Here is a 24236-nt window from a genome sequence, read left to right as displayed (position 1 = left end):
CCGTCGAAAGCCCCCCGGGCGGGCCCCCGGCGGGCGCCCCCCCCCCCCGGGCGGGCCCCCCCCCCCCCCCCCGCCGCCCCCCCCCCCCCCCCGGGGGGGGGGGGGGGGCCCCGGCGCCCCCCCCCCCTCCCGTCCGTCCACCGGTCGCGTGGAGAACGTGACTGGCACCATGGCGGGATGGCCGAGCAGTCCGTCCCCGGTGCCCCGAGACCCGGGCGCCTCCCCCGGCCGCGCGTCCGGAGCCTGGCGCAGCACGACATCCGCGATGCCCGCGCCCGGCTGCGCGGCACGATCTACGAGGACGTCACGCCGGACACCCGACCGCGCGAGCAGTACTCCCCCGTGCAGATCGTCGACTTCTGCCTCGACCTCGCCGAGGTGATGCTCGCCTCCGGTGCCGACACCCGCAGCGTCGAGACGGCCGTCGTGGCGGTCTCGACGAAGTGGAACCTCGCGCCCCTCGACCTCGACTTCTCCGGCAGCTCGGTGACGATCCAGTACGCCCCGGCGGACACCCCGCCGCTCGTGAAGGTCCGCACCGTGCAGTCCGACGGCTCCGACCTGGACCGGCTGGCACGGGCGAACCAGATCGTCGACGACCTCGTGCACGACGAGCGCGACATGACCTCGGCCGTGAACGCCCTCGTCGCGGTGCTCCGCCTGCCGCCACGGTGGCCACGGTGGCTGGCCGACGTGGGGCTGTCGATCCTCGGCATCTCGATCTCGATGCAGGCCGGTGGCGGCTGGCGAGCTGGCCTGGGCGCGTTCGTGCTCATGCTCGGGATCATCGTCTCCGGACGGTGGCTGACCGGTCGGGGGTTCCCGCAGTTCTTCGTGTCCGGGGCGCAGGGTGCGGTGGCGTCGGCGATCGGCACCCTCGCGATCTGGGCCGGCGTGCTGCACCCCGGCCAGGCCGCGACGATGGTGGCGGCGCTCGTGGTGCTCCTGCTCCCGCACCCGTCACTCGTCACGTGGGCGCAGGACGCGATCTCCGGGTTCCGGGCGATGGCCGTCGCCCGGGCGTTCTACATCGGGCTCATCATCGCGGCGATCGTGGTCGGCGTGCCGGCCGGCATCGCCGTGACGAAGTGGCTGCACATCGAGGTCGATCCGTCCGGCATCGTCACGCAGACCCTGCCGCTCTGGGCGTCGCTCGCGCTGACCGTGGTGTCGGCGGCGGCGAACTGCTTCGTGCAGCAGGCCAGTGCCCGCGTGATCCCGGTCGCCGTGGTCTTCTCGGTCGCGGCCGGCGCGGCGCTCCGAGGCCTGCGTGACCTCGGCATCCCGCTGCTCGGCGCCACGTTCCTCGCGGCCGTGCTCCTCGGCGTGCTGTCGACCATCGCCGCAGCCCGGATGCGGACGGCGGTCGCGGCCATCGCGGTCCCGGCGTTCTGCGGGGCCCTGCTGCCCGGGGTCGCCGTGTCGAACGCGCTGCTGAACTTCATGTCCGGGTCGTCGAGCGCCGCCCTGGACTTCGTCGCCGCGGTGTCGGTTGCCCTGGCGATCGGCGCCGGGCTCGTGCTCGGCGGACTCGTCGCGACACCCGGTGCTCGACGGGCGCTGCGCCGCGCACGGAGGGTCGTCGTGCACTCGGTCCACAACGACACGACCGCGCTGCGGGTCATCCGCGACTCGGGCTACGACCCTGGCGGCGGATCGGTGCCACGCGGCCCGCGACCGCGCTGACGACCGACGCTCAGAGCTCCCAGCCGCCGTCGCTCCACGTCGACAGCCGACGTGCGGCCTGCGGTTCGTATCGCTCCATCCAGCCGCGCTCGAGCCGGGCGACGGCACGGTCGAACGCCGGGACGAGGTCGAGGTCCGACCGCAGGAGCGCCTGCAGCTGCAGCCCCTCGTACAGGGCGATGAGCTGCTCCGCTCCGCGACGGGGGTCCATCGTGTGCGGTGCGCGGCCCACGGCGATGTCGTGCTCGAGCCCGCGCTTGATCTGCGCGTAGAAGAGCTGGTACCGCGACCGCAGGTACGTGGCCATCGGGTGCTGCGGGTTCCCGGCGACGGAGAGCAGCGCCACGAGCAGCCGCATGAGCGCCGGGTCCTCGGCGTTCGAGGCGACGATCCCGCGGAGGAGCTGGACGGTGGACCCGTCGCCGACCTCGCGCGTGACCTCGTCCATCCGACCGCCGTTCCACCGGTCGACCGCGGCGAGCACGAGCCCGTCCCACGAGGGGAAGTGCTGCCGGAGCTCGTCGACGGAGATGTCGAGCCGCTCGGCGACCTTCGCGGCGTCGGCCTCGTGGAAGGGGACGTCCCGGAGCAGGTCGACGGTCGCACCCACGATCGTGATCCGCAGGTGCAGGGTGGCGGCCGCGGCGGCTGCCGCCTGCGTGTCCGCGCTGGTGTGTTCGAGCATCGTGCCCTCCGTCGGTCCCCGGACGTCCTGTCCGCGTCGCCCACTGGGGGCAGGTCCATCCAAACGGAGATCGGGGGACACCAGAATCCCCGGTCCGGGTGTCGGCATGTCGGGGGACAAGACGTCGGTTCGCAGCACGTTCGCGGGGATCCGTGTGACGATGCCGACATGACCCCGAACGACCCCACCGCGCAGGGACTGGCGACCATGGCCTCGGCCGGCTTCGAGTTCGGCGGCGATCCCGACCAGGTCGCGCACGACGTCCGCACGATGTGGGAGCAGCTCGGCCGGCCGGTCGGCGCGTTCGACGCCGCCGCTCGGGCGATCGCCGTCCTGCCGCAGCGTCCGGAGGTCGCGATCGCGGACCAGGCCCGCCGCCGCGAGTTCGAGCGCGCGGTCGGCATCAACCCCGTCGAGGTCGAGCTGGCTGCGGCGCTGTCGGCCCGCGAGCTCCTCGAGCGGATGGCGCGCACCTGCACGACCCCGTGCTGAACATCTTGTATTTCTAATACGATGCTGTCAGGATGGGTGCGACCCGATCCCTCCCGAGGAGCACCCGATGCCCGCAGCACGTCGTTTCGTCAGCGCCCCGTCGACCGATGCCCGTGACTTCGGTCGCGACGCCCTGATCGAGACCCTGCGCTCGCTCCTGCCGCAGGACGCACTCGTCGTCGGCGCCCGCGGTCTCCGCGCGCGCCTCGGCCTCCTGGGCAAGGAGACCGTCGACCTGGCGGACCTGTCGTCCGTCGCCGACCTGGCCGCACTCTGGCACCGCGAACACGGCGCGCTGCTCGAGGGTGGGCCGTCCGCACTCGCCGTGAGCATCGGCGCCGACTCCACGGTCGCCAGCGAGGCCCTCGCCGCCGCCGCCACCGCCGTCGCCGGTGAGCTCGAACTCGCCTCGATCCGGGTGTTCCAGTTCGCCGAGCGCGATGCCGCCGCCACGAAGCAGCTCGTCCGCGCCTTCCGTCGCGTCACCGAGATCCCCGTCTCGGTCGTCACCCACACCGACTCGGTCGCGGACACCGCCTCGGCGTTCGCCGCGTGCAACCTGGTCGTCACGCACGACGCCGCGGTCGCCGCGATCGCCACGTCGGTGCACACGCCGGCGGTCTCGCTCGACGACCACACCGACATCACCGAGCTCTACCTGGCGATCCGCACCGCGACCTCGGACCCCGAGTCCGCGCGCGTCGACGACCGGGCCGCCCGCGCGCTCGCTCTCGCCCTCGACGCCTGGGCCCGCGGCCGCATGTCGACGGCGGACCTCCACGGCGCGATCGCCGACCCCAGCCGGGTCGACGAACTCGTCGGCGCCTGACACCGCCCGGCGCGAGAGACGCCGGACACACAGCGAGACACCGCCGGATCCGGCGGTGTCTCGCTGTCGATGCGGCGCCTCGCGCGCGATGCGCCCGGCCCGTCGCGCTACGGCGTCGGCATGCCCCCGTCGACGTGGAGCGTCTCCCCGACGACGTACGACGACTCGCCGCTCGCCAGGAAGACGTACGCCGGCGCGAGCTCGGCCGGCTGCCCCCAGCGGCCGAGGTACGTCTGCTCCCCGGCGGTCGGGAGGTCCTCCGGCTTCTGCCCACCGGCGGGCTGCAACGGCGTCCAGATCGGCCCGGGTGCCACGGCGTTCACGCGGATGCCCTTCGGCGCGAGCTGCGCCGCCAGGCCCTTCGCCAGGTTGTTCACGGTCGACTTCGTCGCCGCGTAGTGCACGAGGTGCGGGGACGGCGCGTACGCCTGGATCGACGTCGTGTTGATGATCGTCGACCCCGGCTGCAGGTGCGGCACGGCGGCCTTCGTGATGCGGAACGTCGCGTAGACGTTCGTCTTGAAGGTCTCGTCGAACTCGTCGTCGGAGATGTCGACGATGGAGTCGACGTTCTGCTGCTTGCCCGCGTTGTTCACGAGGATGTCGAGCCCGCCGAGCTGCTCCACCGCGTCGGCCACGAGCTGCTCGCAGACCTCGAGCGAGGTGATGTCGCCGGGCAGCGCGACGGCCTTGCGGCCGGCGGCCTCGATGAGGGCGACGATGCGGTCGGCGTCCTCCTGCTCCTCGGGGAGGTACGAGATGGCCACGTCGGCACCCTCGCGGGCGTAGGCGATCGCGACGGCCGCACCGATGCCCGAGTCGCCGCCGGTGACGAGCGCCTTGCGTCCCTCGAGTCGGCCCGAGCCGCGGTAGGTGTCCTCACCGTGGTCGGCGGCCACGTTCTGCGCCATCTCCGCGTCGGTCCCGGCACCCGGCAGGTACTGCTCGTCGGGCTTCTTGTCGGCGTACATCGTCGTCGGGTCCTGCTTGCTGTACTGGTCCGTCATGACATCGACGGTACGCAGGCGGTCGCCTCCGCCCGTCCAGGCGCCTGTCCCCCGGTGCGCGACCCGGACTGCGTCCGCCGGCGCTCGCCTCCCCCGCCCGGTCACGCTCACATCGCGCCCCCGGTCGGACACCGCACCCCGCTGTGACGGGGCGCGATGTGCGCCACAGGGCGCGGAACGGGCGGCGGTCGGGAAGGCCGGACTGGAGGCACGGTGCGGCCCCGGCGGGCGGGTCAGGCCGGGTGGGCGGCCAGGAACGCGTCGGTCTCGGCCCGCGTGGGCGCCGTCGCCGGACCGGGTCGCGACACCGCGATCGCGGCGGCGGCGTTGGCGCGACGGACCGCGTCCAGCAGGGCCTCGCCGCGGGACAGCGCCGCGACGAGGACGCCGCCGTGTGTGTCCCCGGCTCCGTTCGTGTCGACGGCCTCGACCGTGAACCCCGGCACCAGGGCGGGTCCGTCGGGCAGCGACGGATCGGCCACCCAGCACCCGGCACCGCCGTCACGGACCAGCACCGTGCCCCGCGCGACCGCGGCCATGGCGGTGACCGCCTGGCAGAGGTCGGCCGATCCCGGGGACGTGAGCCGGGCCTCCCGGGCGTTCGTGGACACGATGTCCGCACGCGCCGTGACGGGGGCGACCACCTGCGGGTCGAGCGTGTCGACCAACGGCGACGGGTCGAACACGACCCGCACCGATGCCGGGATCGTCGGGATCCAGTCCGCGATCGCGCGACCGTTGACGGGGTGGGCGAGGCCGTAGCCGGACACGAACAGCGTGTCGTCGTCGCGCAGGTCCACCCGGGCGAGCTCGGCCGGACCGAGCCGTCCCTCGGCGCCGACGCTCGTCACGAAGGTCCGCTCGGTCGACGCGTCGACGAGCGCGACGCAGTACCCGCTGTCCTGGTCCGGGATGCCGGGCTGCAGGACCTCGACGTCGGCGTCGGCGAGCGCCCGACGGACCACGTCGGCGAAGGGGCCGGTGCCGTACTGCCCGGCGAAGACCACGTCGAGGCCGTCCCGGCGCGCGGCCACCATCGTGTTCAGGCCACCACCGGCCGTTATCTCGGACGACGACGCGATCACGTCGCCGCCCGGGTCCGGCAGCTCGCCGACACGCATCACGATGTCGACGATGACGTTGCCGACCGAGACCAGACGGGGCATCAGGCGTGCTCCGTCGCGGGCAGCGGAGCCGACTCGTCGGCGGGTGCGTGCAGGGCACCCTTCGGACCACCGGTGAGCACGTAGACCGCGGCGGCGACGATGAACGTGACGATCCAGCCGAGACCGTTCGCACCGATCCAGGTGCCGGCGAGGGCGCCGACGAACACCGGGTCCGCGTCGCCGACCTGCACGCTCGTGAACAGGAAGCCGACGACGATGGCGACGGCCCAGGCGACGACCGCCCGCCACGCGATGCCGCCCGAGTACCAGTAGCGGCCGCCGGCCCGGAGGTCGAGCAGCGCCTCGGGTTCGTACCAGGTGCGACGGACGATGTCGGCGATGAAGACGCCGAGCCAGGCCGTGATCGGGACGGCGAGCACCGAGATGAACGTGATGAACGGCGCGTAGAAGCCGTCGGCGACGAGCATGAAGTACATCGCGCCGAGGAACGTCACGACCACGTCGACGGTGACGGCCCACACCCGGGGCACCTTGATGCCGAGGGTCAGCGTGGTGAGGCTCGCGGAGTACACCGACAGGTGGTTCGACAGCAGCAGCCCGCCGAACGCCGCGATCAGGTACGGGACCGCCATCCAGCCGGGGAGCAGGTCGCGGATCGCGGCGACGGGGTCGCCGGCCTGCGCCAGGGTCGGGTCGCCGGCGGACACGAGCGCGCCGAGCCCGACGAGGACCACGAGCGGGATGCCGGCTCCGGCGGCGCTCGCGCTGACGAGCTTGCCGGCGCGCACGCTCGTCTTCGAGTACCGGGCGATGTCCGCGCCCGCGGTCGCCCAGCCGATGCCGGTGCCGGCCGCGATCGTGCCGATCCCGATCGCCATCGCGGCGAACGGTCCGGCGGGGGCGCTGCCGACGACGTGCCAGTCGACGCGGACGACCAGGAACACGGCGACGAAGACGTTCAACGCGCCGAAGACCCACGTCGCCCACTTCTGCACGGCGACGATGAAGGCGTGGCCGAGGCCGGAGATGAGCACCGTCGCGACGACGAACACGAGGATGGCGACGATCGTCAGGACAGGGTTGTGCTTCGCGTCGCCGTCCGTGCCGAACAGGATCGTGAAGAGCGACAGGAGCACGAAGGCCGCCGTCGTGGTGTTCACGGTCTCCCAGCCGAGGCGGGAGAGCAGCGAGACGAAGGTCGGCCCGATGTTGCCGCGGACGCCGAAGACCGCCCGGCTCAGGGTCAGGCCGGGTGCACCGCCCCGACGCCCGGCGATCGAGATCACCCCGACCACGGCGAACGAACCGGCGGCGCCGATCACCGCGACGAGCAGCGCCTGCCAGATGTTGAGGTGCTGGAAGGCCACCAGGGTCGCGCCGAGGGGCAGGCCGAGGATGGAGATGTTGGCGGCGAACCACACCCAGAAGAGTGCGCCGGCCTGCCCGGTGCGTTCGGCCGCTGGTACGGGTTCGATGCCGCGCTGCTCGATGCTGGTGAGCGTTCCCGAGCTCGGGGTGTCGGTCATGGTTCCTCTTACGTCGTCGGAAGGGTTTCGGGTCCGGGCGGTGGCTCGTGGGGGTCGCCACCGACCGGGGCTAGTGGCTGCTGGCCGCGCGGAGCTCCAGCAGGGGGGAGACGGCGTCCGCGAACCGGATGCCGTTGACGGACTCGACCTGCGCGACCGCCTCGGGGGACCACGCCGACGCCCCGTGCACGGCACCGAGCACCGCGCCCGCCATGGCCGCGATCGTGTCGGTGTCGCCACCGGTGCTCGCGGCGGTGCAGAGCGTCTCCCACGGGTCGAGGTCGAGTGCGACGAGGGCGAGCGCCGCCACGACGGACTCCTGGCTCGCGACACTCGTGCCGATCACGCTGTCGATCGCCGCGATGCGGTCCGCGGCTGCCACCGTCGGCAGCCATCCACGGGCCCAGGCGGTCTTGTCGGCGATCGAGGCACCGGCGATCCAGTGCCCGCGCCGCTCGCCGATCCGGGCGGCGGCGACGGCGACGTCGAGCGCCTCCGCGCGGGAGGCACCGTCGATCCCGGCGCTGACGGCGGCGGCGACGGCCGAGGCCCCGGCGATGCCGAGTCCGGTGTCGTGGGTGACACGGGACGCGTCCTGCACGGCGTCGACGAGGACCTCGAGGTCGTCGGCGGACGTGGTGATGCCGACCGGGGTGATGCGCATGGCGGCACCGTTGGTGGTGCCCGTCGAGCCCGCCTCGGATGCGGGGACGCCGTCGAGGATGCGCTGCACGGCCGTCTTCGTGCTGGGCCCGAGCAGGTCGAGCGACCCCTTGGCCGCCATCCCGCGCTCCCACTCGATGAGCGCCTCGGCGAACCGCGTCGGGTCGAGTCGGCCGTCGCCCTCGACGAGCAGTCGTGCGACGAGCACGGCCTGTTCGGTGTCGTCGGTGATGCTCGCGGCGGGCATGCCGTGCGCGATGCGCTGTCGGGGCCCGGCGTCGACGAAGCCCGTGATGCGGCCGTGGTCCTCGCGGATCTGCTCCAGCGTCATCGACTGGGTCGGCATCCCGAGTGCGTCGCCGATCGCGAGGCCCTGGAACGCGGCGAGGGCGTGGTCGTGGGTCGTGCTGTCGGTCATCGTCATCGTCCTTGTCCGAAACGCATGTGGATACGGAAGCGCTCGGGGTCGAGCAGGCTGTCGACGGCCTCGACGAAGGCACCGTCTGCCGTCCGTGCGACCCGGCGGCTGTGCAGGAACGGCGTGCCAGGTGCCCGGTCGAGCACGGCCGCCTCGTCGTCGTCCAGCGGCCGGACGTCGATCCACTGCTCCGCCCGGGCCGGCACGAGCCCGGCGGCTTCGATGGTGGCGCTCAGTGATCCGTCGACGAGGCCCTCCTCGACGGCGCGGTCGAGGCGTCCGATGCGCGGGACGAGACTGCGCTCGTAGGACACCTTCGGGCCGTCCACGACGGAACGAACCCGGTCGACCGCGACGAGCGCGGGGTCGGCGTCCACGAGGCTCGCGAGCTCGGCGTCCTCGATCCGCTCGATCCGCAGCGTCGAGGCGCGCACCTCGGTGCCGCTCCCAGCGATCGAGCGTGCCCAGCCGGCGCGCGGGTCGAGCGCCGCACCGTCGAACGTGACCACCGAACCGATGCCGCCGTGGGTCGCGATGTACTCGTCGTCGGCGAGGTCGGCGAGTGCCGCACGGACGGTGCCGCGACTGACCGCGTAGCGCTCGGCGAGGTCGTGCTCGCCGGGGAGGCGTTCCCCGGGGACGTACCGGCCCGTCGCGATCGCGTCGCGGAGGGCGTCGGCGACGAGGCGTCGCTTCGATGAGACGGGCATGGTGGCGACCATACATGTACAAGACCTGTCCAGTCCAGGGTGGCCTGGTCGGAAAGGTCACGGTCCGGTCACTGCCAGGCTCCGATTCGGTAACACCCGTCGTCCAGGCAGCCTCGACGTCGTACCGTCGAGTGGTGACCTTCCGGACCGTGCTGGCGTTGAGCGCCGCCGTGCTGGCCTTCTCGGCCGGCACGTTCGTCGTGGACGGCACGTCCGGCGTCGGCGCAGCACCGGCCTCGGCGGCCGAGGTCGCCCCGGAGACGGCGCCGCGCGACGACCCGGCGCGCGTCACGACCGCGAAGCTCAAGCGGGTCGACTCGATCGAACTCGACGCCGAGTCCCTGGTGTTCCGCCGTGGCGAGAAGACCGTGGTCGAGGCCTCGATGCGGGACTCCCGCACCACCGTGAGCCTGCTCAACCGCCTGCTCGGCACCCCGTCCCGCACCCAGACCGCCGAGGGCGACGGCGGCGCGTGCTTCCCGTCCGGCACCACCTACACGTGGGGTGGTGCGATCCGGGTGGCCGCGCTGACCACGCCGGCGCAGGCGGGCAACGCGGTGGAGGTCCGGGTGCTCCGCGATGCCGTGCGCTCCCGCTTCGGCGACGACGTCGAGCTGACCGGACCCGACGGCGTGCAGGTCGGCGACGACATCCACGACGCCATCTCGGACGCCCCGAAGGCCGACCGGATGTCGTTCGGCTCGGACGAGGCGAAGGCCTGGCAGCTCCTGCTCGAGGAGGGCTGGGCCCCCGAGGACGACGCCGACACCGCGGGCACGAACGGCGTCTCGGCGCTCACCGACGACACCACGGTCACGGTGCTCGGGTCGCCGATGCCGGTGCACGCGCAGCGCACCTGCTGACCAGGTCCCCGGCGGCGCGTTCGTTCAGCGGCGCGTCCGTTCAGATCCGGAGCGTGGCCACGACCGGGAAGTGGTCACTCGCGAACCACGTCTCCGGTCCGTCGTGGTCGATCAGGACGCGGTCCACACCGGCGATCCCGCGCGTGAGCACCCAGTCGATGCGCTCCCCCGAGTCGACCGGCGGTTCCCAGTCGTTGAACGTTGCGGTCCGGTCCTCCGGGTCACCGCCGAGCACCCACGCGTCGTCGTAGCCGGCGTCCGCGAACACCGTCGACGCCGTCCCCGCTCCGGCCGGCTCGTTGCAGTCCCCCGCGACGACGACGGGTCCGTCCGTGGTGCTGAGGCGCTCGACGATGAGTGCCGCGCTCTTCGCCCGGACCTCGTCGCCGTGCGGGCCGACCTCGTGGTCGAGGTGCGTGGTCAGCAGGGTGAACGGGTCCCCTTCGACGTCGAGGAAGCGGGTGTGGTTCGCGACCCGGGGGAACAGGCTCCCCCACGTGTTCGAGACGGGCTCGTCGGGGGTGTCCGACAGCCAGAAGGTCCCCTCGTCGAGCGGACGGAAGCGGCTGCGGCGGAAGAACACCGCGGCGTGCTCCCCCGCCGTGTCCCCCTCGCGCCCCTGTCCGACGTCGCCGTGGTCCGGCAGTCCGGCCCGGAGGTCGTCCATCTGGTGCGCGAAGGCCTCCTGCACGCAGACGAGGTCGGGATCGTGCCGGCGGATCACGTCGAGCAGGACGGGGAGCCGGGCCGGCCAGTCGTGCGCGGGATCCGGGTTCTTGATGTTGTAGGTCATCAGGGTGATCGGACGCGCTGCGTTGCTCACCCCTCGAACCTACCGACCTCGGTGCGCAGGGAACCGTGACCCGCCGGAGCGCGAGGACCCGGTCAGTTGATGCAGACGCCGTCCTTGCCGTAGCTCTTCACGTCGGTCGACGACGGCTTCGGCTCCGACGACGCGGACTTCGACGGCTTCGACTCCGACCCTGCGGACTCCCCCGACGACGGCTGCGACGCCGCACCACCGGGAGCGGCCGGCGCCGTGGCGGTCTTGCCGTCGGTCCCGAGCACGAGCGTGACACCCGTCACGGCGGCGGTCCGGACCGGTACGGCTCCCGGCACGACGGCGGCGAGGGCCTTCGCCTGCGCCTCCTGCCCGGCCGGGTACTGGATCTGCGTCGTCTTCGTGGTTTCGGACGAGCCCGGGGCGCCGACCTGGAAGCCCCGCGCGGTGAGGTTCGTCCCCGCGGCAGCTGCGGCGCCCGTGACCCCGCTGCCGTTCAGGACCGTGACGGTCGTGGCGGCGGGCTGCGCGGCCGTCGCCTTCGTGTACTCCTCGGGCTCGCCGACCAGGCTCTGCACGAAGGCGGGGAGCCCGACGGTGTCGATCTCGACGATGGACAGCGCCGACCCGTTGACGTAGATGGTGGGGGTGCCGAGCGTCGGGATGGTGGCCGACTGGATGTTGCCGGGCCGCAGGTTCCGCATCTGCGTGGCGAGGTTGACCAGGTCGGTGTCGGTCTGGATCGAGCCGCCCACGGCGCCGAGGATGTTGTTCATCTTGACCGGGTTGAGCAGGGTGCCGGCGGAGAGCACCTTGCGGGCCTCCTGCGACAGGAAGTACTGCTGGCGGATGTTCCGGTCGAGGTCGCCGTTCGGCAGCCCGTGGCGCTGGCGCACGAAGGACAGCGCCTGCTTCGCGTCGAGCGTGGACTTCCCCGCGGGCAGGTCGACGCCGGAGTACGGGTCCTTCGCCGCCTGGTTGAGGCAGACGTCGACCGGCCCGAGCTCCTTGACGACCTGGTAGAAGCCGAGCAGCGAGACGCGCACGTAGTGGTCGATCGTCAGGCCGCTGAGGTTCTGGATCGTCTGGATGAGCAGCTTCGCCCCGCCGGTGTCACCCCGGCCGTTGAGGGTGCCGAAGTAGAAGGCGCTGTTGAGCTTGCCCTTGCCGACGCCGGGGATGTCGACGTACGAGTCGCGGGGGAACGAGATCATCGTCCCCTGGGTGCCGTCGGCGTTGATGTGCAGGACGATCATCGTGTCGGTGTTCGTCGCACCGCCGTCGGACTCGGTGCTGAGCTCCGCCATCTCCTCCGGCGTCGCGTTGTCCGGCCGGTGGTCGTCGCCCACCAGCAGGATGTTCTGTGCCTGCCCGTCGACGTCGTCCTTGTCGGACTTGTTGCCGGCGATCGCGTCGATCTTCGTGATGCCGGTCGAGAGCCGTCCGTACGCGAACGCGGCGTAGCCGCCGCTCAGCAGGAGCCCCATGGTGAGCACGCCGGCGACGGCGGGCAGGATGACGCCGCCACGCCGTTTCTGGCGGCCGTGGCGAGGCGGCGTGAAGCCGCGGCGGCCGCGGCCGGTCGTCTGCTCAGGGTCGTTGCTCACCCGGAAACCATAACTGCGATGCATGAAGTGGTCATGAAACGGCCCTGGAAGGTCGCCGCGATTCCGCCGCACCGGGACGCACCGGTCACGGACGGGAGGCACGGTGCCAGCTGGCACCGTGCCTCCCGTCCGTCATCCGGTCGCGTCTACGACGCGAGCTCGGCCTTGTTCGTCTCGCGCGCCCGGAGGACGGTCACCCCGGTGATCGCGGCCGCCGCCATCACGTAGAACGCGGGGGCGAAGGTGTTGCCCGTCGCGGTGATGAGCCAGGTCGCGAAGTACGGCGTGATGCCACCGAACAGGGCGACGCTGATGTTGTAGGCGATGCCCATCGAGCCGTAGCGGATGGCCGTCGGGAACAGCTCCGCCATCGCGGCACTGACGGCACCGTCGAACGCCGCCATGAACAGCCCGAGCAGGACCATCGCCCCGGCGGCCGCCCAGAAGTTGCCGGCGTTCATGAGCATGAGGGTCGGGTAGGTGAGCACGAGGAACCCGCCGCAACCGGCGAGCATCACGGGCTTCCGGCCGATCTTGTCCGAGAGCAACCCGAAGAACGGCACGAGACCGGCGATCACGATGAAGCCGATGACCACGACGCCGTAGGACACCAGCGGCGAGTACCCGAGATCGGCCTGCAGGTAGGACGGCATGAACGTCTGCAGGATCCAGTGGCCGACGGCCTTGAGGACGACGAAGCCGACGCAGAACAGCAGCGCCTTCCACCCGGTCCGGAGCGAGCGTCGGAGCGGGTTCTTCGCGAGTTCGCCCTTGGCCTTGAGGGCGCGGAACTCCGGGGTGTCCTCGAGCTTCGAGCGGAGGTACAGGCCGACGAGGCCGAGCGGCAGTGCGATGAGGAACAGCACACGCCAGCCCCACGACTCGAGGGCCCCGTCACCGGCGATCGCCGTGAACAGGAAGACCAGGCCGCCACCGACGATGAACGCGGCGAACCCGAAGACGTCGATGAAGCTCGTCACGAAGCCGCGCCGGTTGGACGGCGCGAACTCGGCGAGCAGCGTGGTCGCCCCGGCCCCTTCGCCACCGGCCGCGAAGCCCTGCACGAGCCGGACCACGACGAGCAGGATCGGGGCGAGCAGTCCGACGCTCTGGTAGGTCGGCAGGATGCCCATCACCGCGGTGGCGCCACTCGTGATGAGGATGACCGTCGCGAGCGTGGTCTTCCGGCCGACCCGGTCACCGAGCGAGCCCCAGAACAGGCCGCCGAGTGGACGCATCACGAAGCCGGCGCCGAACACCGCGAACGCGGAGAGCAGTGCCACCTGGGGGTCGCCCTGCTTGAAGAAGTACAGCGAGATGACCGTCGCCAGGGTGCCGTAGAGGCCGAAGTCGAACCACTCGACGAAGTGCCCGACACCCGCGGCGACGATGACCTTCCGCATGCTCTGGCGGCGGGCGTCGTCGCCCAGCGCTGCGCGGACGTCCGGACTGGTGGCGGCGTCGGGGGTGCTGGCGGCGTCGGCGCTCGTGCGCGTTCGGGTTCCGTCGCTCATGGGTTGACCTCACACTTCGTTGTCGAGAGTTCGTTGACGATAGCACTTGCCGGGCATACTTTGCCACACAGTGGGAATGTCTCGCCAGCAAGTGATACCGTCGCCGCCATGCAGTCCCGTGAACAGCACCACGACGTCGTGGTCGTCGGGGGTGGCCTCGCCGGTGTGAGCGCCGCCGTCGCCGCCGCCCGCCTCGGCTCCAGCGTCGCCCTCGTCACCAACCGCCCGGTCCTCGGCGGCAACTCCTCGAGCGAGGTCCGCGTGTGGGTGGTCGGCGCCACCGCCCACGGCACGCAGCGGTTCGCCCGCGAGACCGGGATCATGGGCGAGCTCTTCCTCGAGAACCAGTACCGGAACCCGCAGGGCAACGCGATCTACTGGGACCAGGTGGTGCTCGACCTCGTCCGCGCCGAACCGAACGTGCACCTGCACCTCAACACCGACGTGCGGACGGTGGTCACCGACGGGGACCGCATCACGTCCGTGACCGGTTGGACCATGGGCTCCGAGATCGAGACCACCTTCACCGCGCCGGTCTTCCTCGACTGCACCGGCGACGGCCTCGTGGGTGCCCTCGCCGGGGCCTCGTACCGGATCGGCCGCGAAGGACGCGACGAGTACGGGGAGGAGTGGGCACCGGAACGGCCCGACGACGAACTGCTCGGCAGCTCGATCTTCTTCTCCACGCACGACACCGGCCGCCCCGAGAAGTTCGTGCCGCCCTCGATCGCCGTCGATCTGGCGAAGACGCCGATCCTGGCGAACCGGGCGATCAAGACCGGCGACAACGGCTGCAACTACTGGTGGATCGAGTGGGGCGGCGAGCTCGACACCGTGACCGACAACGAACGCATCCGCGACGAGCTGTGGGGCGTCGTGTACGGGATCTGGGACCACATCAAGAACTCCGGCTCGTTCGACGCCGACTCGCTCACCCTCGACTGGGTCGGGGCGATCCCCGGCAAGCGCGAGTACCGCCGGTTCGTGGGCGACCACACCCTGACGCAGCAGGACCTGTTGTCACAGCGGACCTTCCCGGACACGGTCGCGTTCGGCGGCTGGTCGATCGACCTGCACCCCGTCGAGGGTGTCTACGCCGAGACCGCCGGCGCGCAGCAGCGGTACACCGACGGCACGTACGACATCCCGTTCCGCTCCCTCTACTCGGCCGACGTGGCGAACCTGCTCTTCGCCGGCCGGAACATCTCCGCGTCGCACGTGGCCTTCGGGTCCACCCGGGTGATGGCCACCTGCTCCACCCAGGGTCAGGCGGCCGGGACCGCGGCGCACCTCGCGGCCCGGCACGGCGTGACCCCGCGGGAGCTCGGCACCGACCACGTCGCGATGCTGCAGCAGACCCTGCTCCGCGAGGACGCGCCGCTCGTCGGGGTCCGAGCGATCGACGGCGCCGACCTCGCGCAGCGCGCCAGGATCAGCGCGAGCAGCGAGCTCACCGCGCTCGACACCACGCCGTGGACGACCGACGACACCTTCGCACTCGACCGCGACGTCGCGATCGTCCTCCCCGCCGACCCCGCACTCGGGTCGTTCGTGCTCCGGACCGTCGCCGATGTCGACACCGAGCTCACGATCGAGCTCTGGACCACCGGGAAGCCGCAGAACTACGCGCCCATCGAGCACGTGTCGACCCACACCGCGAGCGTCCCCGCCGGCGCGGGTGCGGCGGTCGTCGACCTCGGGTTCCGGCCGGACGAGCCGTGCAACGCCGTCGTCGTGGTCCGTCGTGCCGACGGGGTCCGCCTGCCCCTGACCGACGGACACCCGTACGGCGTCCTCGCGCTCCGGGCCCGGTCGGCCGAGGACGCCCAGTTCGACGACCACATCCCCGAGGAGGCCGACCAGCCCGTCACCGACTGGGAAGCGCGGGCCCTGCGCGGACGCTCCTTCGCGTTCACCGCAGCCGGCACGTCGGACGCGTGGCGCGCCTCCCGGATCGCCGACGGCTACCAGCGTCCCTTCGGCGGGCCGCACCTGTGGTCGTCGGAACCGGGCGACGGCGCGGCCACGCTCATCCTCGACTGGGCGGAGCCCGTCGACGTCCGCGAGGTCCGCATCGTGTGGAACGACGACGTCGACGCCGACCTCATCAACCTGCACCACCACCGCACGCCGTGGGACGCCGTCCCGACGCTCGCCCGGGACTACCGGGTCGAGGCGTGCGTCGACGGATCGTGGCAGGAACTCGCGACCGTCACCGACAACCGGCACCGGCACCGCGTGCACGACGTCGCACCGACGCGCACCGCGTCCCTGCGCGTCGTCGTCACCGCCACGAACGGTTCGCCCTTCGTGTCGGCGAGCGCCGTGAAGGTCTACTGACCCACCCGCAGCACCACCACCGATCAAGGGAGATCGCCATGCGCCTGCGCACACTGACCATCGCGACAGCCGTCGCGCTGTCACTCACCGCCCTCGGGGTGGTTGCCCCGGCGGCCGCCGCGACGAACGCCGCCGGTCCGACCGCCGGCACCGCCGTGATCCACGCGAACCCGGGCAACCCGACGGCACCCACCGCCACCGCGCACACCGTGTCGGCGAACGGCACTGCCGTGCCGGTCAAGGCCGAGTCGGTGAGCGGCACCTCGCACGACGTCGCGATGTTCGCCAAGGGGACGGGCACCGCGACCGTCAGTGTCACGATGCCGGGTCTGGCCGCGTCGGCCGCGCCGGTCGTCACCCCGCGGACGCTCGCGATCGCCACGACGCGCTCCGGCGACACCGTGACCTTCACGATCCGCGATGCGCACCCGCTCGTCATCGAGACGCCCGGCGTCCGCGCGCTGTTCCTCTTCGTCACGCCGGAGGAGACCGCGGTGCCGTCCGCCACCGACCCCGACGTGCTGTACTTCGGCCCGGGTGAGCACGACGCCGGCGTGATCCGTCCGGTGTCGGGCCAGACCGTCTACCTGGCGCCGGGTGCCCTCGTGCACGGCCGCATCGACGGCGACGGCGTCACCGGCGTGCAGGTCCTCGGACGCGGGATCCTCGACGCCGGGGCGGACACGTCGCGGACCAGCAAGACGATGGCGATCCGGTTCCACGACAGCTCGGACATCACGGTGTCCGGCATCGGCGTCCGCAACGCCCAGTGGTGGCAGACGCTGTACATCCGCTCCTCGGGCATCCACGTGTCCTGGATGAACCTGATGGGCACGCTCATCAACAACGACGGCATCGACACCGACGGCGTGCAGGACATGACCGTCGAGCACAACTTCGTGATGAGCGGCGACGACGGGTTCGGCTGGCACGCCCTCGACGCGGCCACGAACGGCGAACCGGAGACCCGCGGCCTGCACGCCACCGACACCACGTTCTGGAACGTCACCGGCGGCAACCCCGTCCGGTTCGGCTCGTCCATGGAGACCGAAGTGTTCACCGATATCTCCATCACGCAGTCGTACGTGCTCCGCGCGAAGGAGGTCGCCCTGAAGTTCGACGTGCAGGACTGGGCGACGGTCTCGGACGTCACCGTGGACGGCTTCCACGTGGAGTCGCAGCCGGTCGGCAAGCAGGCCATCGTGCTGCAGGTCCTCAAGGGGCAGTACTCGAACGACACCGGGTACCGCGACGAGCGCGGCCGGATCACGGGCATCACGATCCGCGACTTCACCGACGTCACGGCCGACCCGGTGACGCTGTCCGGGTGGGACACCACGCACGGGATCTCGGACGTCGCCTTCGAGGACGTCGTGCTCGGCGGCGCGCCCCTCACCGCGGCACAGGTGCGGACGAACCAGTTCGTCAGCGGTGTCACGGTGTCCTGATCGACTCCACGGGACAGAATGGGCGGATGGCCACCACCCCTCCGAACCAGAGCATCGAGCGCGCCGCGGCTGTCCTCGGCGCGCTCGGTGCTGCCGACGGGGCGATGCGCGCCTCCGACATCGCTCGTGCGATCGGACTCGGGACCTCGACCACCGGACGGCTCCTCGCCACGCTGGAGTCACTCGAGTACGTGCGCCGCGACCCCGAGTCGCAGGGGTACTCCGTCGGCCGTGCGGTGCTCGAGCTCGCCAGCCAGGGGCTCAACCACAACCCCGTCCACCGCGAGAGCCGGGCCGCTGCGCAGGAGCTCGCTCACCGGATCGGCCTCACCGCCAACGTCGGCGTGCAGGACGACACGGCCTGCATCTACCTCTGCCACTTCGAGGGGTCGCTCGCCCCGAAGTCCCACACCATGATCGGGATGCGGCAGCCGCTGCACGCCTCGGCGCTGGGCAAGGCGCTCATGCTCGACCTGTCGCAGTCCGAGCGGCAGGCGTTGCTCGGCGAGGACCTCGCGCGCTACACGGACCACACGATCACGTCGCACGACGAGCTGACGGCCGACCTCGAGGCGTCGGCGAAGCGTGGCTGGTGCGTCGAGAACCAGGAGGTCGCGCTTGGGAGGTTCTGCATCGCGGCCCCGATCCGGAACGCGTCGGGGCGCATCGTGGCGGCGCTCTCGATCTCGGGGCGGGTCACGCAGCTGCGGGACCGGGACATGGATTCGCTCGCCGAGGACCTCATCGAGGTGGCCGACCGCATCAGCGTCGGCCTCGGCATGATCAGCGCGGTCGCGCACTGACGGCCTGGAGGACGTGGCGGGGCCGGTCGGGCCCGGTCGGGCCTGGGCCGCAACCTCCGCGCGAAAGCGACAGAATCCGGCCGACTGTGCGCGCCAATCTGTCGCTCTCGCGACAGCGTCCGTGGTCGACGACGAGAACTGTCGCTTTCGCGACGCAGGTGGTGACGCACTGACGGCCTGGCGCGCCCCGCTCGGCGGCGACGCGGAGCGTTGCGCGGGGCGCGCCGACCGAGCCTGCGAGGGAGGACGTGGCGGGGCCGCCACGTTCCTCCAGGCCGTCTGCTGGTCGCGCTGGTCGCGCTGGTCGCGCTACGAGCGCGACGGGAGCAGGTGGATCGCCTCCATGGCGAGCTCGGCCGCGATCGGGTCCTTCGCGAGGACCGCGTCCTTGAGCTTCGCGAGCTCGGGAAGGACGACGTCGGCCGGGATCAGCTCGGCGAGCTCCGGCACGCGGAGCTTGAACGCCAGCCCGTCCGTCGTCGACTTGCAGAGCTGCTCGAGCGAGGGGTTGCCGCAGTGGTCCGCCCACATCGAGTAGATCGCGGCGCCGTTCTGGGCGACCTCGCCCTGGTGCTGCGCCTCGACCTGCGCGGTGACGTCGTCCAGCATCTTGACGACCTTCTTGCGCTGCGCGTCGGGGAAGCGCGGGGTCGCCAGTCGGACGACGCCGCCGTAGATCACGCCGAGGGTACGGTACGCGTCGAGCAGCTCGTCCTTCGCCGGGGCGGCGACCCGGGTGTACCGGTTCGGCGCCATCTCGATCAGTCCGGCGCGGGCGAGCTCGGCGAGGGCTTCGCGGATCGGGGTCCGGGAGACACCCAGCCAGGCGATGAGGTCGTCGTCGTTGAGACGCTCGCCCGGCTCGAGGGTGCCGTCCATGATCGCGTCCCTGATCTTGTCCTGCACGGTGTCACGGAGGAGCTTCCGCTCGGCGGCGGGCTGCGTCGAAGGAACTGGCATACGCCCAGCGTGTCACATGTGATGGTCTGCGCGCGACAGGCGCGACGGCCACCACGTGCGCCGCCCCAGGTCGTACGCCAGGGCGGGGACGAGCAGGGACCGGACGACGATCGTGTCGAGCAGCACGCCGAACGCCACGACGAACGCGATCTGCACCAGGAAGAGGATCGGGATGACCCCGAGGGCCGCGAACGTCGCCGCGAGGACGACCCCCGCCGAGGTGATCACCCCACCGGTGACGCCGAGCCCGCGGAGGACGCCCTCGTGCGGACCGTGCCGGAGGGCTTCCTCGCGGACACGGGTCATGAGGAAGATGTTGTAGTCCACCCCCAGCGCCACCAGGAAGACGAACGAGTAGAGCGGCACGGACGGGTCCGCCCCGGGGAAGTGGAACACGTGGTCGAACACGAGGGCACCCACCCCGAGCGCCGCGGCGAACGACACGATGACGCTGCCGATCAGGACGAGCGGCGCGACGATGCTCCTGAGCAGCAGCATCAGGATGAGCAGGATGACGGCGAGCACCACGGGGATGATGAGCGTGCGGTCGCGGATGCCGGTGTCGTTCGTGTCGACGGCCGTGGCGGTGGCACCGCCGACGATCGCGTCCGGGTCCACCCGCTCGACCGCAGTGCGGAGGTCGCGGACGGTCTGCTCGGCGGCGTCGGAGTCCGCCGGGTCGGACAGGGTGGCCTCGAGCAGGACGTCGCCGCGGGAGACGGTCGGGGTCGTACCGCTTGCCTGGTCGACGGCCACGGTTCCTGACGGGGCGTCCTTCGCCGCCGCCACGACGCTGTCCACACCGTCGACCGAGGTGATGGCGTCGGCGAGCTCGTCGACCTTCGCCGCCGAGCCGATGACCTGCGCCGGGCTGCCCGAGCCGCCCGGGAAGTGGTCGGCCAGCACGTCCTGACCGTCGCGGGCCTGCGAACTCCCGATGACGAGGTCGCTCTGCGGCACGCCGTCGGCCTTGAGCCCGACGAGACCGGTGCCCATCGCGAGCAGCCCGACCGTGCACACGATCCAGACGACCCGGGAACGCCGGGCCACGAGCCGGCCCACCCGCGCCCAGAGTCCACGGGCATCGGGGCCGGTGAGGACGGGGTGCGCGCTGCCGTACGCCGGGCGGAGCGGCCAGAACGCCGCGCGTCGGAAGGCCAGCAGGAGTGCGGGCAGCAGGCTGAGGGCGGCCAGCAGGCTGAACGCGATGCCGATCGCCGCGACCGGACCGAGCGCCTTGTTCGAGTTGAGGTCGGAGAGCAGCAGGCAGAGGACGCCGACGATCACCGTGCCGCCCGAGGCGAGGATGGGTTCGAGACTCCCGCGCAGGGCCGCCTTCGTCGCACCCCACCCGGCGCGGTGGTCGCGGAGCGCTTCCCGGAACCGTGCCGTGTAGAGGAGCGCGTAGTCGGTCGCAGCGCCGATGACGAGGATCGACAGGATGCCCTGCACCTGGCCGTTCACGGTCACGATGTCGGCCTTGGCGAGCCACCACACGACGAGGATCGAGGCGCACAGGGCGAAGGTCGCGGTGCCGAGCACGAGGATCGGCAGCAGCGGTGATCGGTAGACGATGATGAGGATCACGAAGACCGCGGCGAGCGCCACCCCGAGCAGGATGCCGTCGATGCCCGCGAACGCCTCGGTCAGGTCGGCGGTGAAGCCGGCCGGGCCCGTGACGTACCCCTGTACGCCGGACGGCAGGGCGTCGTCGACGTCGGCGCGGATCGCCTCGACCGCGTCGCCGGTGTCCGCGTCCTGCGTCAGCGTGGCGACGATCTCGACCGCGTCACCGTCCTCGCTCGGGATCGCCGGGCTGACCCCCTGCACGTCGTCGCGCTTCCCGAGGTCCGCCGCCAACGTGCCAGCGGCCCGCTGGTCCGACGCAGTCAGCCCGCCGTCGCGCTCCAGCACGATGATCGCGGGCGCTCCGGATGCCTGCCGGAACTCCGACGCGCGCTCCTGCACCTTGGTGGCGTCCGCCGAGGCGGGGAGGAACGAGGTCTGGTCGTTCGTCGAGACCTCGGAGATCTTCCCGAAGTAGGGACCGCCGACGGAGGCGATCGCGAGCCAGGCCACGATGACGAGCGCGGGGAGGACGATGCGGAGGAAGCGGGACACGACCGTGAGCGTACTCCATTAGTCAGCATGCTGATTACTAGACGAACCGCAGGAACCCCGCCCGTAGACTCCATCCATGCGCGAGACCCCCGACGGATGGCCACTCGGCCGTCTCCTGTCGGCAGCGGCACGGGCGGTCGAACGGGACTGGGACGAGCGACTCCGGGCCATCGGGCTCCCCCACGCGGCGCTCATCGCGATCGACATCCTCATCCGCACGGGCCCGACCGGCGCCGACACCCTCGCCCGCACCGCCCGCGTGCAGCCGCAGACGATGTCACGGACGCTCGAGCGCATGGAACGGGACGGCCTGGTCGAGCGCTCCCCGCACCCCGCCGACCGCCGCCGTCGGATCGTCACCGTGACGGACCACGGTCGCGAGGCCTGGGAGACGGCCCGGCACATCGAGCGCGACGTCCTGCCGGACGACCCGGCGCTGCGCGAGGCACTGACCGCCCTGCTCGCGCGCGGGGACAGCAACTCGAACTGATCACATAGAGTTTGATATACATCATGCGGTAGACTGGCCGTGTCGGCAGCAGGACCGACCCGACCCGCCAGGAGCCCCGATGTCCGAGCGCCGCGCCGCCCGTCAGGCCGCCGATGCAGCGGAAGCCGCCGCAGCCGCACCGATCGACGCACCGAAGCGGAAGCGCAAGCGGCCGTTCCTCGTCGCACTCGTCGCCACGCTCGGCTCGCTCGTCGGCATCGCCGCGGTGGTCGCCGTCGTCGCGAGCGTCTTCGTCGGCGGTCTCGCCCGCAGCTACGACGCCGGTAAGGACGTCCTCGCGGACCCGTTCCCGACCGGTTCCCGCCCCGCACCGTCAGCGGGCGCGCAGAACATCCTGCTCATCGGCTCGGACTCACGCTCGAACTACAACCCCGACGGCGACCACCAGAAGCTCGACATCGGCGGCCGCTCCGACGCCCTGATGCTCGCGCACGTCCCGGCCGACCGGACGGGCGTGTACCTCATGTCGATCATGCGTGACTCGTGGGTCGACGTCCCCGGTCACGGCATGGCCAAGATGAACGCCGCGTACGCGTGGGGCGGCGTCCCGCTGACGGTGCAGACCGTCGAGCGGCTCCTCGACGTCCGGATCGACCACGTCGCCGAGATCGACTTCGAGGGCTTCAAGGACATGACGGACGCCCTCGGTGGCGTCACGGTGGACTCGCCCAAGGCGTTCGAGGCCCGGGGACACACGTACGCGGCCGGCGCGAACCGCCTCGACGGCGATGCCGCCCTGGCGTTCGTCCGCGAGCGCTACTCCTTCGCCGACGCCGACTACACGCGTGTGCAGAACCAGCAGGCGTTCATGCGCGGCATCCTCGACGGCGTCCTCTCGAAGGGCACGGTCACGAATCCCGGTCGCATCCAGGACTTCGTGACGGTGACGAGCAAGTACCTGTCCGTCGACGAGGGCCTGACCTTCCAGACACTCGTCGGCCTCGGATGGTCGTTGCGCGACGTCCGCCCGTCCGACCTCAGCACGTTCACGATGCCCACCGCGGGCACGGGGACGTCCCCGGACGGCCAGTCCATCGTCAACGTGAACACCCTCGCGGTGCAGTCGCTGTCACAGGCGCTCCGGTCCGACGATCTGCCGGAGTGGCTGCTGGACAACCCGCAGTAGAGCCCCGGCAGCCCGTACGACGACAACGCCCCGCGACCGAGGTCGCGGGGCGTTGCTGCACGGATCGCCGGAGCGATCAGGCGGGGAGCTGGAGCTCCTGGCCGGCGTAGATGAGGTTCGCGTCGTCGATGGTCGACGTGTTCGCGGCCCACAGCTTGTTCCAGCCGCCGTCGATCTTCAGCTTCGTCGCGATGCTGTCGAGCGTCTCGCCCGAGGCGATCGTGTACGTCTTGCCGCTCGTCTTGACGGGCGCGGGCTTGCTCGGAGCGGCCGGCTTCGGCGCTGCCTGCGTGGTGCTGGGTGCGGCCGGCGTGCTCGGTGCCGCCTGCTGCGGCGCGGCCTGCTGCTGCGGGGCGGCAGGCGCCGGAGCGGCGGGTGCCGGAGCCGCGGCCTGCGGAGCTGCACCGGTGGTGCCGCTCAGCCCGAGCTTCGCGGAGCAGGCAGGCCAGGCGCCCCAGCCCTGCGAGGCGAGGACGCGCTCGGCGACGGCGATCTGGGCGCCACGGCTCGCGGAGGCCGGGTTGCCCGCGCCGCCGTTCGCCTGCCAGGTGCCGAGGGTGAACTGCAGGCCGCCGTAGTAGCCGTTGCCGGTGTTGATCGCCCAGTTGCCGCCGGACTCGCACTGCGCGAGGGCGTCCCAGGTCGAGCCGGATGCTGCGTTCGCGGGTGCTGCCGCGAGGCCGACACCGGTTGCGGCGATGCCGGCGAAGGCCAGGCCACCGACGATGGTGCGGGTACGGGAAAGCTTCTTCATGGTTGATACTCCAAGCAGTTGCGGGAGCGCCACCGAGGGTGGGGGTCTCGTGCCGGGGGCGCCTCGGTCGGCCACCATAGGAAACTCTTGACTGTTATCAAACCGAGACCAACGGTTCTACCCATCGATGCTATGTACCCCGGCGGTGAACCTGTACGCGTCGATCGCCGCGTGCGCGGCGATCGCGGCGTACCCGGGTACGCCACCTTGGCAGTTCCCTGGCAATGACGGCCTGGAGGAACGTGGCGGCGGTGATCCGCGCCTC

21 protein-coding genes are annotated in these 24236 nt (G+C 71.7%); 9 read left to right on the top strand and 12 right to left on the bottom strand.

Features of this window, described 5'->3' with window-relative positions; translation table 11 throughout:
• Nucleotides 1–177: 177 nt before the first annotated feature.
• Complete coding sequence (locus ABIC61_RS16355; protein WP_354030768.1) at nt 178–1686, top strand: threonine/serine exporter family protein; 1509 nt, start codon at nt 178–180, stop codon at nt 1684–1686.
• 10 nt (nt 1687–1696) lie between these two features.
• Here the strand turns inward: ABIC61_RS16355 and ABIC61_RS16350 are convergent, their stop codons facing one another.
• A complete protein-coding gene (locus ABIC61_RS16350; protein WP_144756628.1) occupies nt 1697–2371 on the bottom strand; it encodes a TetR/AcrR family transcriptional regulator in 675 nt (224 codons plus the stop codon).
• Nucleotides 2372–2539: 168 nt separating this feature from the next.
• Here ABIC61_RS16350 and ABIC61_RS16345 point away from each other — a divergent pair, with 168 nt between their 5' ends.
• Complete coding sequence (locus ABIC61_RS16345; RefSeq protein ID WP_097181625.1) at nt 2540–2863, top strand: hypothetical protein; 324 nt, start codon at nt 2540–2542, stop codon at nt 2861–2863.
• Nucleotides 2864–2930: 67 nt separating this feature from the next.
• Entirely contained in the window at nt 2931–3692 is a 762-nt protein-coding gene (locus ABIC61_RS16340; protein ID WP_354030767.1) for a hypothetical protein, read from the top strand.
• A gap of 107 nt (nt 3693–3799) precedes the next feature.
• Here the strand turns inward: ABIC61_RS16340 and ABIC61_RS16335 are convergent, their stop codons facing one another.
• From ABIC61_RS16335 to ABIC61_RS16315, 5 genes are all read right to left on the bottom strand, one after another.
• Nucleotides 3800–4699 (bottom strand): SDR family oxidoreductase, encoded by a 900-nt coding sequence (locus ABIC61_RS16335; RefSeq protein WP_354030766.1) that lies wholly within the window; start codon nt 4697–4699, stop codon nt 3800–3802.
• Between the two features lie 233 nt (nt 4700–4932).
• Nucleotides 4933–5865 (bottom strand): PfkB family carbohydrate kinase, encoded by a 933-nt coding sequence (locus ABIC61_RS16330; RefSeq protein ID WP_354030765.1) that lies wholly within the window; start codon nt 5863–5865, stop codon nt 4933–4935.
• Entirely contained in the window at nt 5865–7352 is a 1488-nt protein-coding gene (locus ABIC61_RS16325) for a purine-cytosine permease family protein (protein WP_354030764.1), read from the bottom strand. Before ABIC61_RS16325 ends, ABIC61_RS16330 begins: the two co-directional genes overlap by 1 nt.
• A gap of 70 nt (nt 7353–7422) precedes the next feature.
• Nucleotides 7423–8433 carry an ADP-ribosylglycohydrolase family protein gene (locus ABIC61_RS16320; RefSeq protein ID WP_354030763.1) on the bottom strand — a complete coding sequence of 337 codons (1011 nt, stop codon included), beginning with the start codon at nt 8431–8433 and terminating at the stop codon, nt 7423–7425.
• Between the two features lie 2 nt (nt 8434–8435).
• The gene (locus ABIC61_RS16315; protein ID WP_186322096.1) at nt 8436–9143 is read right to left on the bottom strand and encodes a GntR family transcriptional regulator; all 708 of its coding nucleotides are present in this window, start codon (nt 9141–9143) and stop codon (nt 8436–8438) included.
• 134 nt (nt 9144–9277) lie between these two features.
• On the opposite strand from ABIC61_RS16315, the gene ABIC61_RS16310 reads away from it, so the two are divergent.
• Nucleotides 9278–10006 (top strand): hypothetical protein, encoded by a 729-nt coding sequence (locus ABIC61_RS16310; protein WP_354030762.1) that lies wholly within the window; start codon nt 9278–9280, stop codon nt 10004–10006.
• A 40-nt stretch (nt 10007–10046) separates the two neighbouring features.
• Here ABIC61_RS16310 and ABIC61_RS16305 read toward each other — a convergent pair whose 3' ends face one another.
• The 3 genes from ABIC61_RS16305 to ABIC61_RS16295 form a co-directional block, all read right to left on the bottom strand.
• Nucleotides 10047–10829 (bottom strand): endonuclease/exonuclease/phosphatase family protein, encoded by a 783-nt coding sequence (locus tag ABIC61_RS16305; protein ID WP_354030761.1) that lies wholly within the window; start codon nt 10827–10829, stop codon nt 10047–10049.
• A gap of 62 nt (nt 10830–10891) precedes the next feature.
• A complete protein-coding gene (locus ABIC61_RS16300; protein ID WP_354030760.1) occupies nt 10892–12394 on the bottom strand; it encodes an LCP family protein in 1503 nt (500 codons plus the stop codon).
• A 146-nt stretch (nt 12395–12540) separates the two neighbouring features.
• A complete protein-coding gene (locus tag ABIC61_RS16295; protein ID WP_222122009.1) occupies nt 12541–13908 on the bottom strand; it encodes an MFS transporter in 1368 nt (455 codons plus the stop codon).
• A 108-nt stretch (nt 13909–14016) separates the two neighbouring features.
• Between ABIC61_RS16295 and ABIC61_RS16290 the strand changes: the two genes are divergently transcribed.
• Genes ABIC61_RS16290 through ABIC61_RS16280 form a run of 3 tightly spaced genes read left to right on the top strand, consistent with a single transcriptional unit; the run spans nt 14017 to nt 18499 of the window.
• Complete coding sequence (locus tag ABIC61_RS16290) at nt 14017–16248, top strand: FAD-dependent oxidoreductase (RefSeq protein ID WP_354030759.1); 2232 nt, start codon at nt 14017–14019, stop codon at nt 16246–16248.
• A 38-nt stretch (nt 16249–16286) separates the two neighbouring features.
• Entirely contained in the window at nt 16287–17696 is a 1410-nt protein-coding gene (locus ABIC61_RS16285) for a glycoside hydrolase family protein (protein WP_354030758.1), read from the top strand.
• A 26-nt stretch (nt 17697–17722) separates the two neighbouring features.
• A complete protein-coding gene (locus tag ABIC61_RS16280) occupies nt 17723–18499 on the top strand; it encodes an IclR family transcriptional regulator (protein WP_354030757.1) in 777 nt (258 codons plus the stop codon).
• A 309-nt stretch (nt 18500–18808) separates the two neighbouring features.
• Here ABIC61_RS16280 and ABIC61_RS16275 read toward each other — a convergent pair whose 3' ends face one another.
• Together ABIC61_RS16275 and ABIC61_RS16270 are read right to left on the bottom strand one after the other, a co-directional pair.
• The gene (locus ABIC61_RS16275; protein ID WP_354030756.1) at nt 18809–19459 is read right to left on the bottom strand and encodes a GntR family transcriptional regulator; all 651 of its coding nucleotides are present in this window, start codon (nt 19457–19459) and stop codon (nt 18809–18811) included.
• Nucleotides 19460–19471: 12 nt separating this feature from the next.
• Nucleotides 19472–21580 (bottom strand): MMPL family transporter, encoded by a 2109-nt coding sequence (locus ABIC61_RS16270; protein WP_354030755.1) that lies wholly within the window; start codon nt 21578–21580, stop codon nt 19472–19474.
• Between the two features lie 76 nt (nt 21581–21656).
• Between ABIC61_RS16270 and ABIC61_RS16265 the strand changes: the two genes are divergently transcribed.
• Both ABIC61_RS16265 and ABIC61_RS16260 read left to right on the top strand, forming a co-directional pair.
• Nucleotides 21657–22070: a MarR family winged helix-turn-helix transcriptional regulator gene (locus ABIC61_RS16265; RefSeq protein ID WP_354030754.1), complete on the top strand. Its 414-nt coding sequence runs from the start codon at nt 21657–21659 to the stop codon at nt 22068–22070.
• Nucleotides 22071–22149: 79 nt separating this feature from the next.
• Nucleotides 22150–23217 carry an LCP family protein gene (locus tag ABIC61_RS16260; protein WP_354030753.1) on the top strand — a complete coding sequence of 356 codons (1068 nt, stop codon included), beginning with the start codon at nt 22150–22152 and terminating at the stop codon, nt 23215–23217.
• Between the two features lie 76 nt (nt 23218–23293).
• On the opposite strand, the gene ABIC61_RS16255 is transcribed toward ABIC61_RS16260, so the two are convergent.
• A complete protein-coding gene (locus ABIC61_RS16255; RefSeq protein WP_354030752.1) occupies nt 23294–23971 on the bottom strand; it encodes a transglycosylase family protein in 678 nt (225 codons plus the stop codon).
• Between the last annotated feature and the right edge of the window lie 265 nt (nt 23972–24236).

Source organism: Curtobacterium sp. 1544, assembly GCF_040544915.1.
Classification (GTDB): Bacteria; Actinomycetota; Actinomycetes; order Actinomycetales; family Microbacteriaceae; genus Curtobacterium; species Curtobacterium pusillum_C.
This window is presented reverse-complemented; position numbering and strand designations above follow the sequence as displayed.

Bases quoted from the DNA above. Each gene is read 5' to 3' on its own strand.
- ABIC61_RS16355 (WP_354030768.1), top strand. From the start codon at position 178: ATGGCCGAGCAGTCCGTCCCCGGTGCCCCGAGACCCGGGCGCCTCCCC.
- ABIC61_RS16350 (WP_144756628.1), bottom strand. From the start codon at position 2,371: ATGCTCGAACACACCAGCGCGGACACGCAGGCGGCAGCCGCCGCGGCC.
- ABIC61_RS16345 (WP_097181625.1), top strand. From the start codon at position 2,540: ATGACCCCGAACGACCCCACCGCGCAGGGACTGGCGACCATGGCCTCG.
- ABIC61_RS16340 (WP_354030767.1), top strand. From the start codon at position 2,931: ATGCCCGCAGCACGTCGTTTCGTCAGCGCCCCGTCGACCGATGCCCGT.
- ABIC61_RS16335 (WP_354030766.1), bottom strand. From the start codon at position 4,699: ATGACGGACCAGTACAGCAAGCAGGACCCGACGACGATGTACGCCGAC.
- ABIC61_RS16330 (WP_354030765.1), bottom strand. From the start codon at position 5,865: ATGCCCCGTCTGGTCTCGGTCGGCAACGTCATCGTCGACATCGTGATG.
- ABIC61_RS16325 (WP_354030764.1), bottom strand. From the start codon at position 7,352: ATGACCGACACCCCGAGCTCGGGAACGCTCACCAGCATCGAGCAGCGC.
- ABIC61_RS16320 (WP_354030763.1), bottom strand. From the start codon at position 8,433: ATGACCGACAGCACGACCCACGACCACGCCCTCGCCGCGTTCCAGGGC.
- ABIC61_RS16315 (WP_186322096.1), bottom strand. From the start codon at position 9,143: ATGCCCGTCTCATCGAAGCGACGCCTCGTCGCCGACGCCCTCCGCGAC.
- ABIC61_RS16295 (WP_222122009.1), bottom strand. From the start codon at position 13,908: ATGAGCGACGGAACCCGAACGCGCACGAGCGCCGACGCCGCCAGCACC.
- ABIC61_RS16290 (WP_354030759.1), top strand. From the start codon at position 14,017: ATGCAGTCCCGTGAACAGCACCACGACGTCGTGGTCGTCGGGGGTGGC.
- ABIC61_RS16285 (WP_354030758.1), top strand. From the start codon at position 16,287: ATGCGCCTGCGCACACTGACCATCGCGACAGCCGTCGCGCTGTCACTC.
- ABIC61_RS16280 (WP_354030757.1), top strand. From the start codon at position 17,723: ATGGCCACCACCCCTCCGAACCAGAGCATCGAGCGCGCCGCGGCTGTC.
- ABIC61_RS16275 (WP_354030756.1), bottom strand. From the start codon at position 19,459: ATGCCAGTTCCTTCGACGCAGCCCGCCGCCGAGCGGAAGCTCCTCCGT.
- ABIC61_RS16265 (WP_354030754.1), top strand. From the start codon at position 21,657: ATGCGCGAGACCCCCGACGGATGGCCACTCGGCCGTCTCCTGTCGGCA.
- ABIC61_RS16260 (WP_354030753.1), top strand. From the start codon at position 22,150: ATGTCCGAGCGCCGCGCCGCCCGTCAGGCCGCCGATGCAGCGGAAGCC.
- ABIC61_RS16255 (WP_354030752.1), bottom strand. From the start codon at position 23,971: ATGAAGAAGCTTTCCCGTACCCGCACCATCGTCGGTGGCCTGGCCTTC.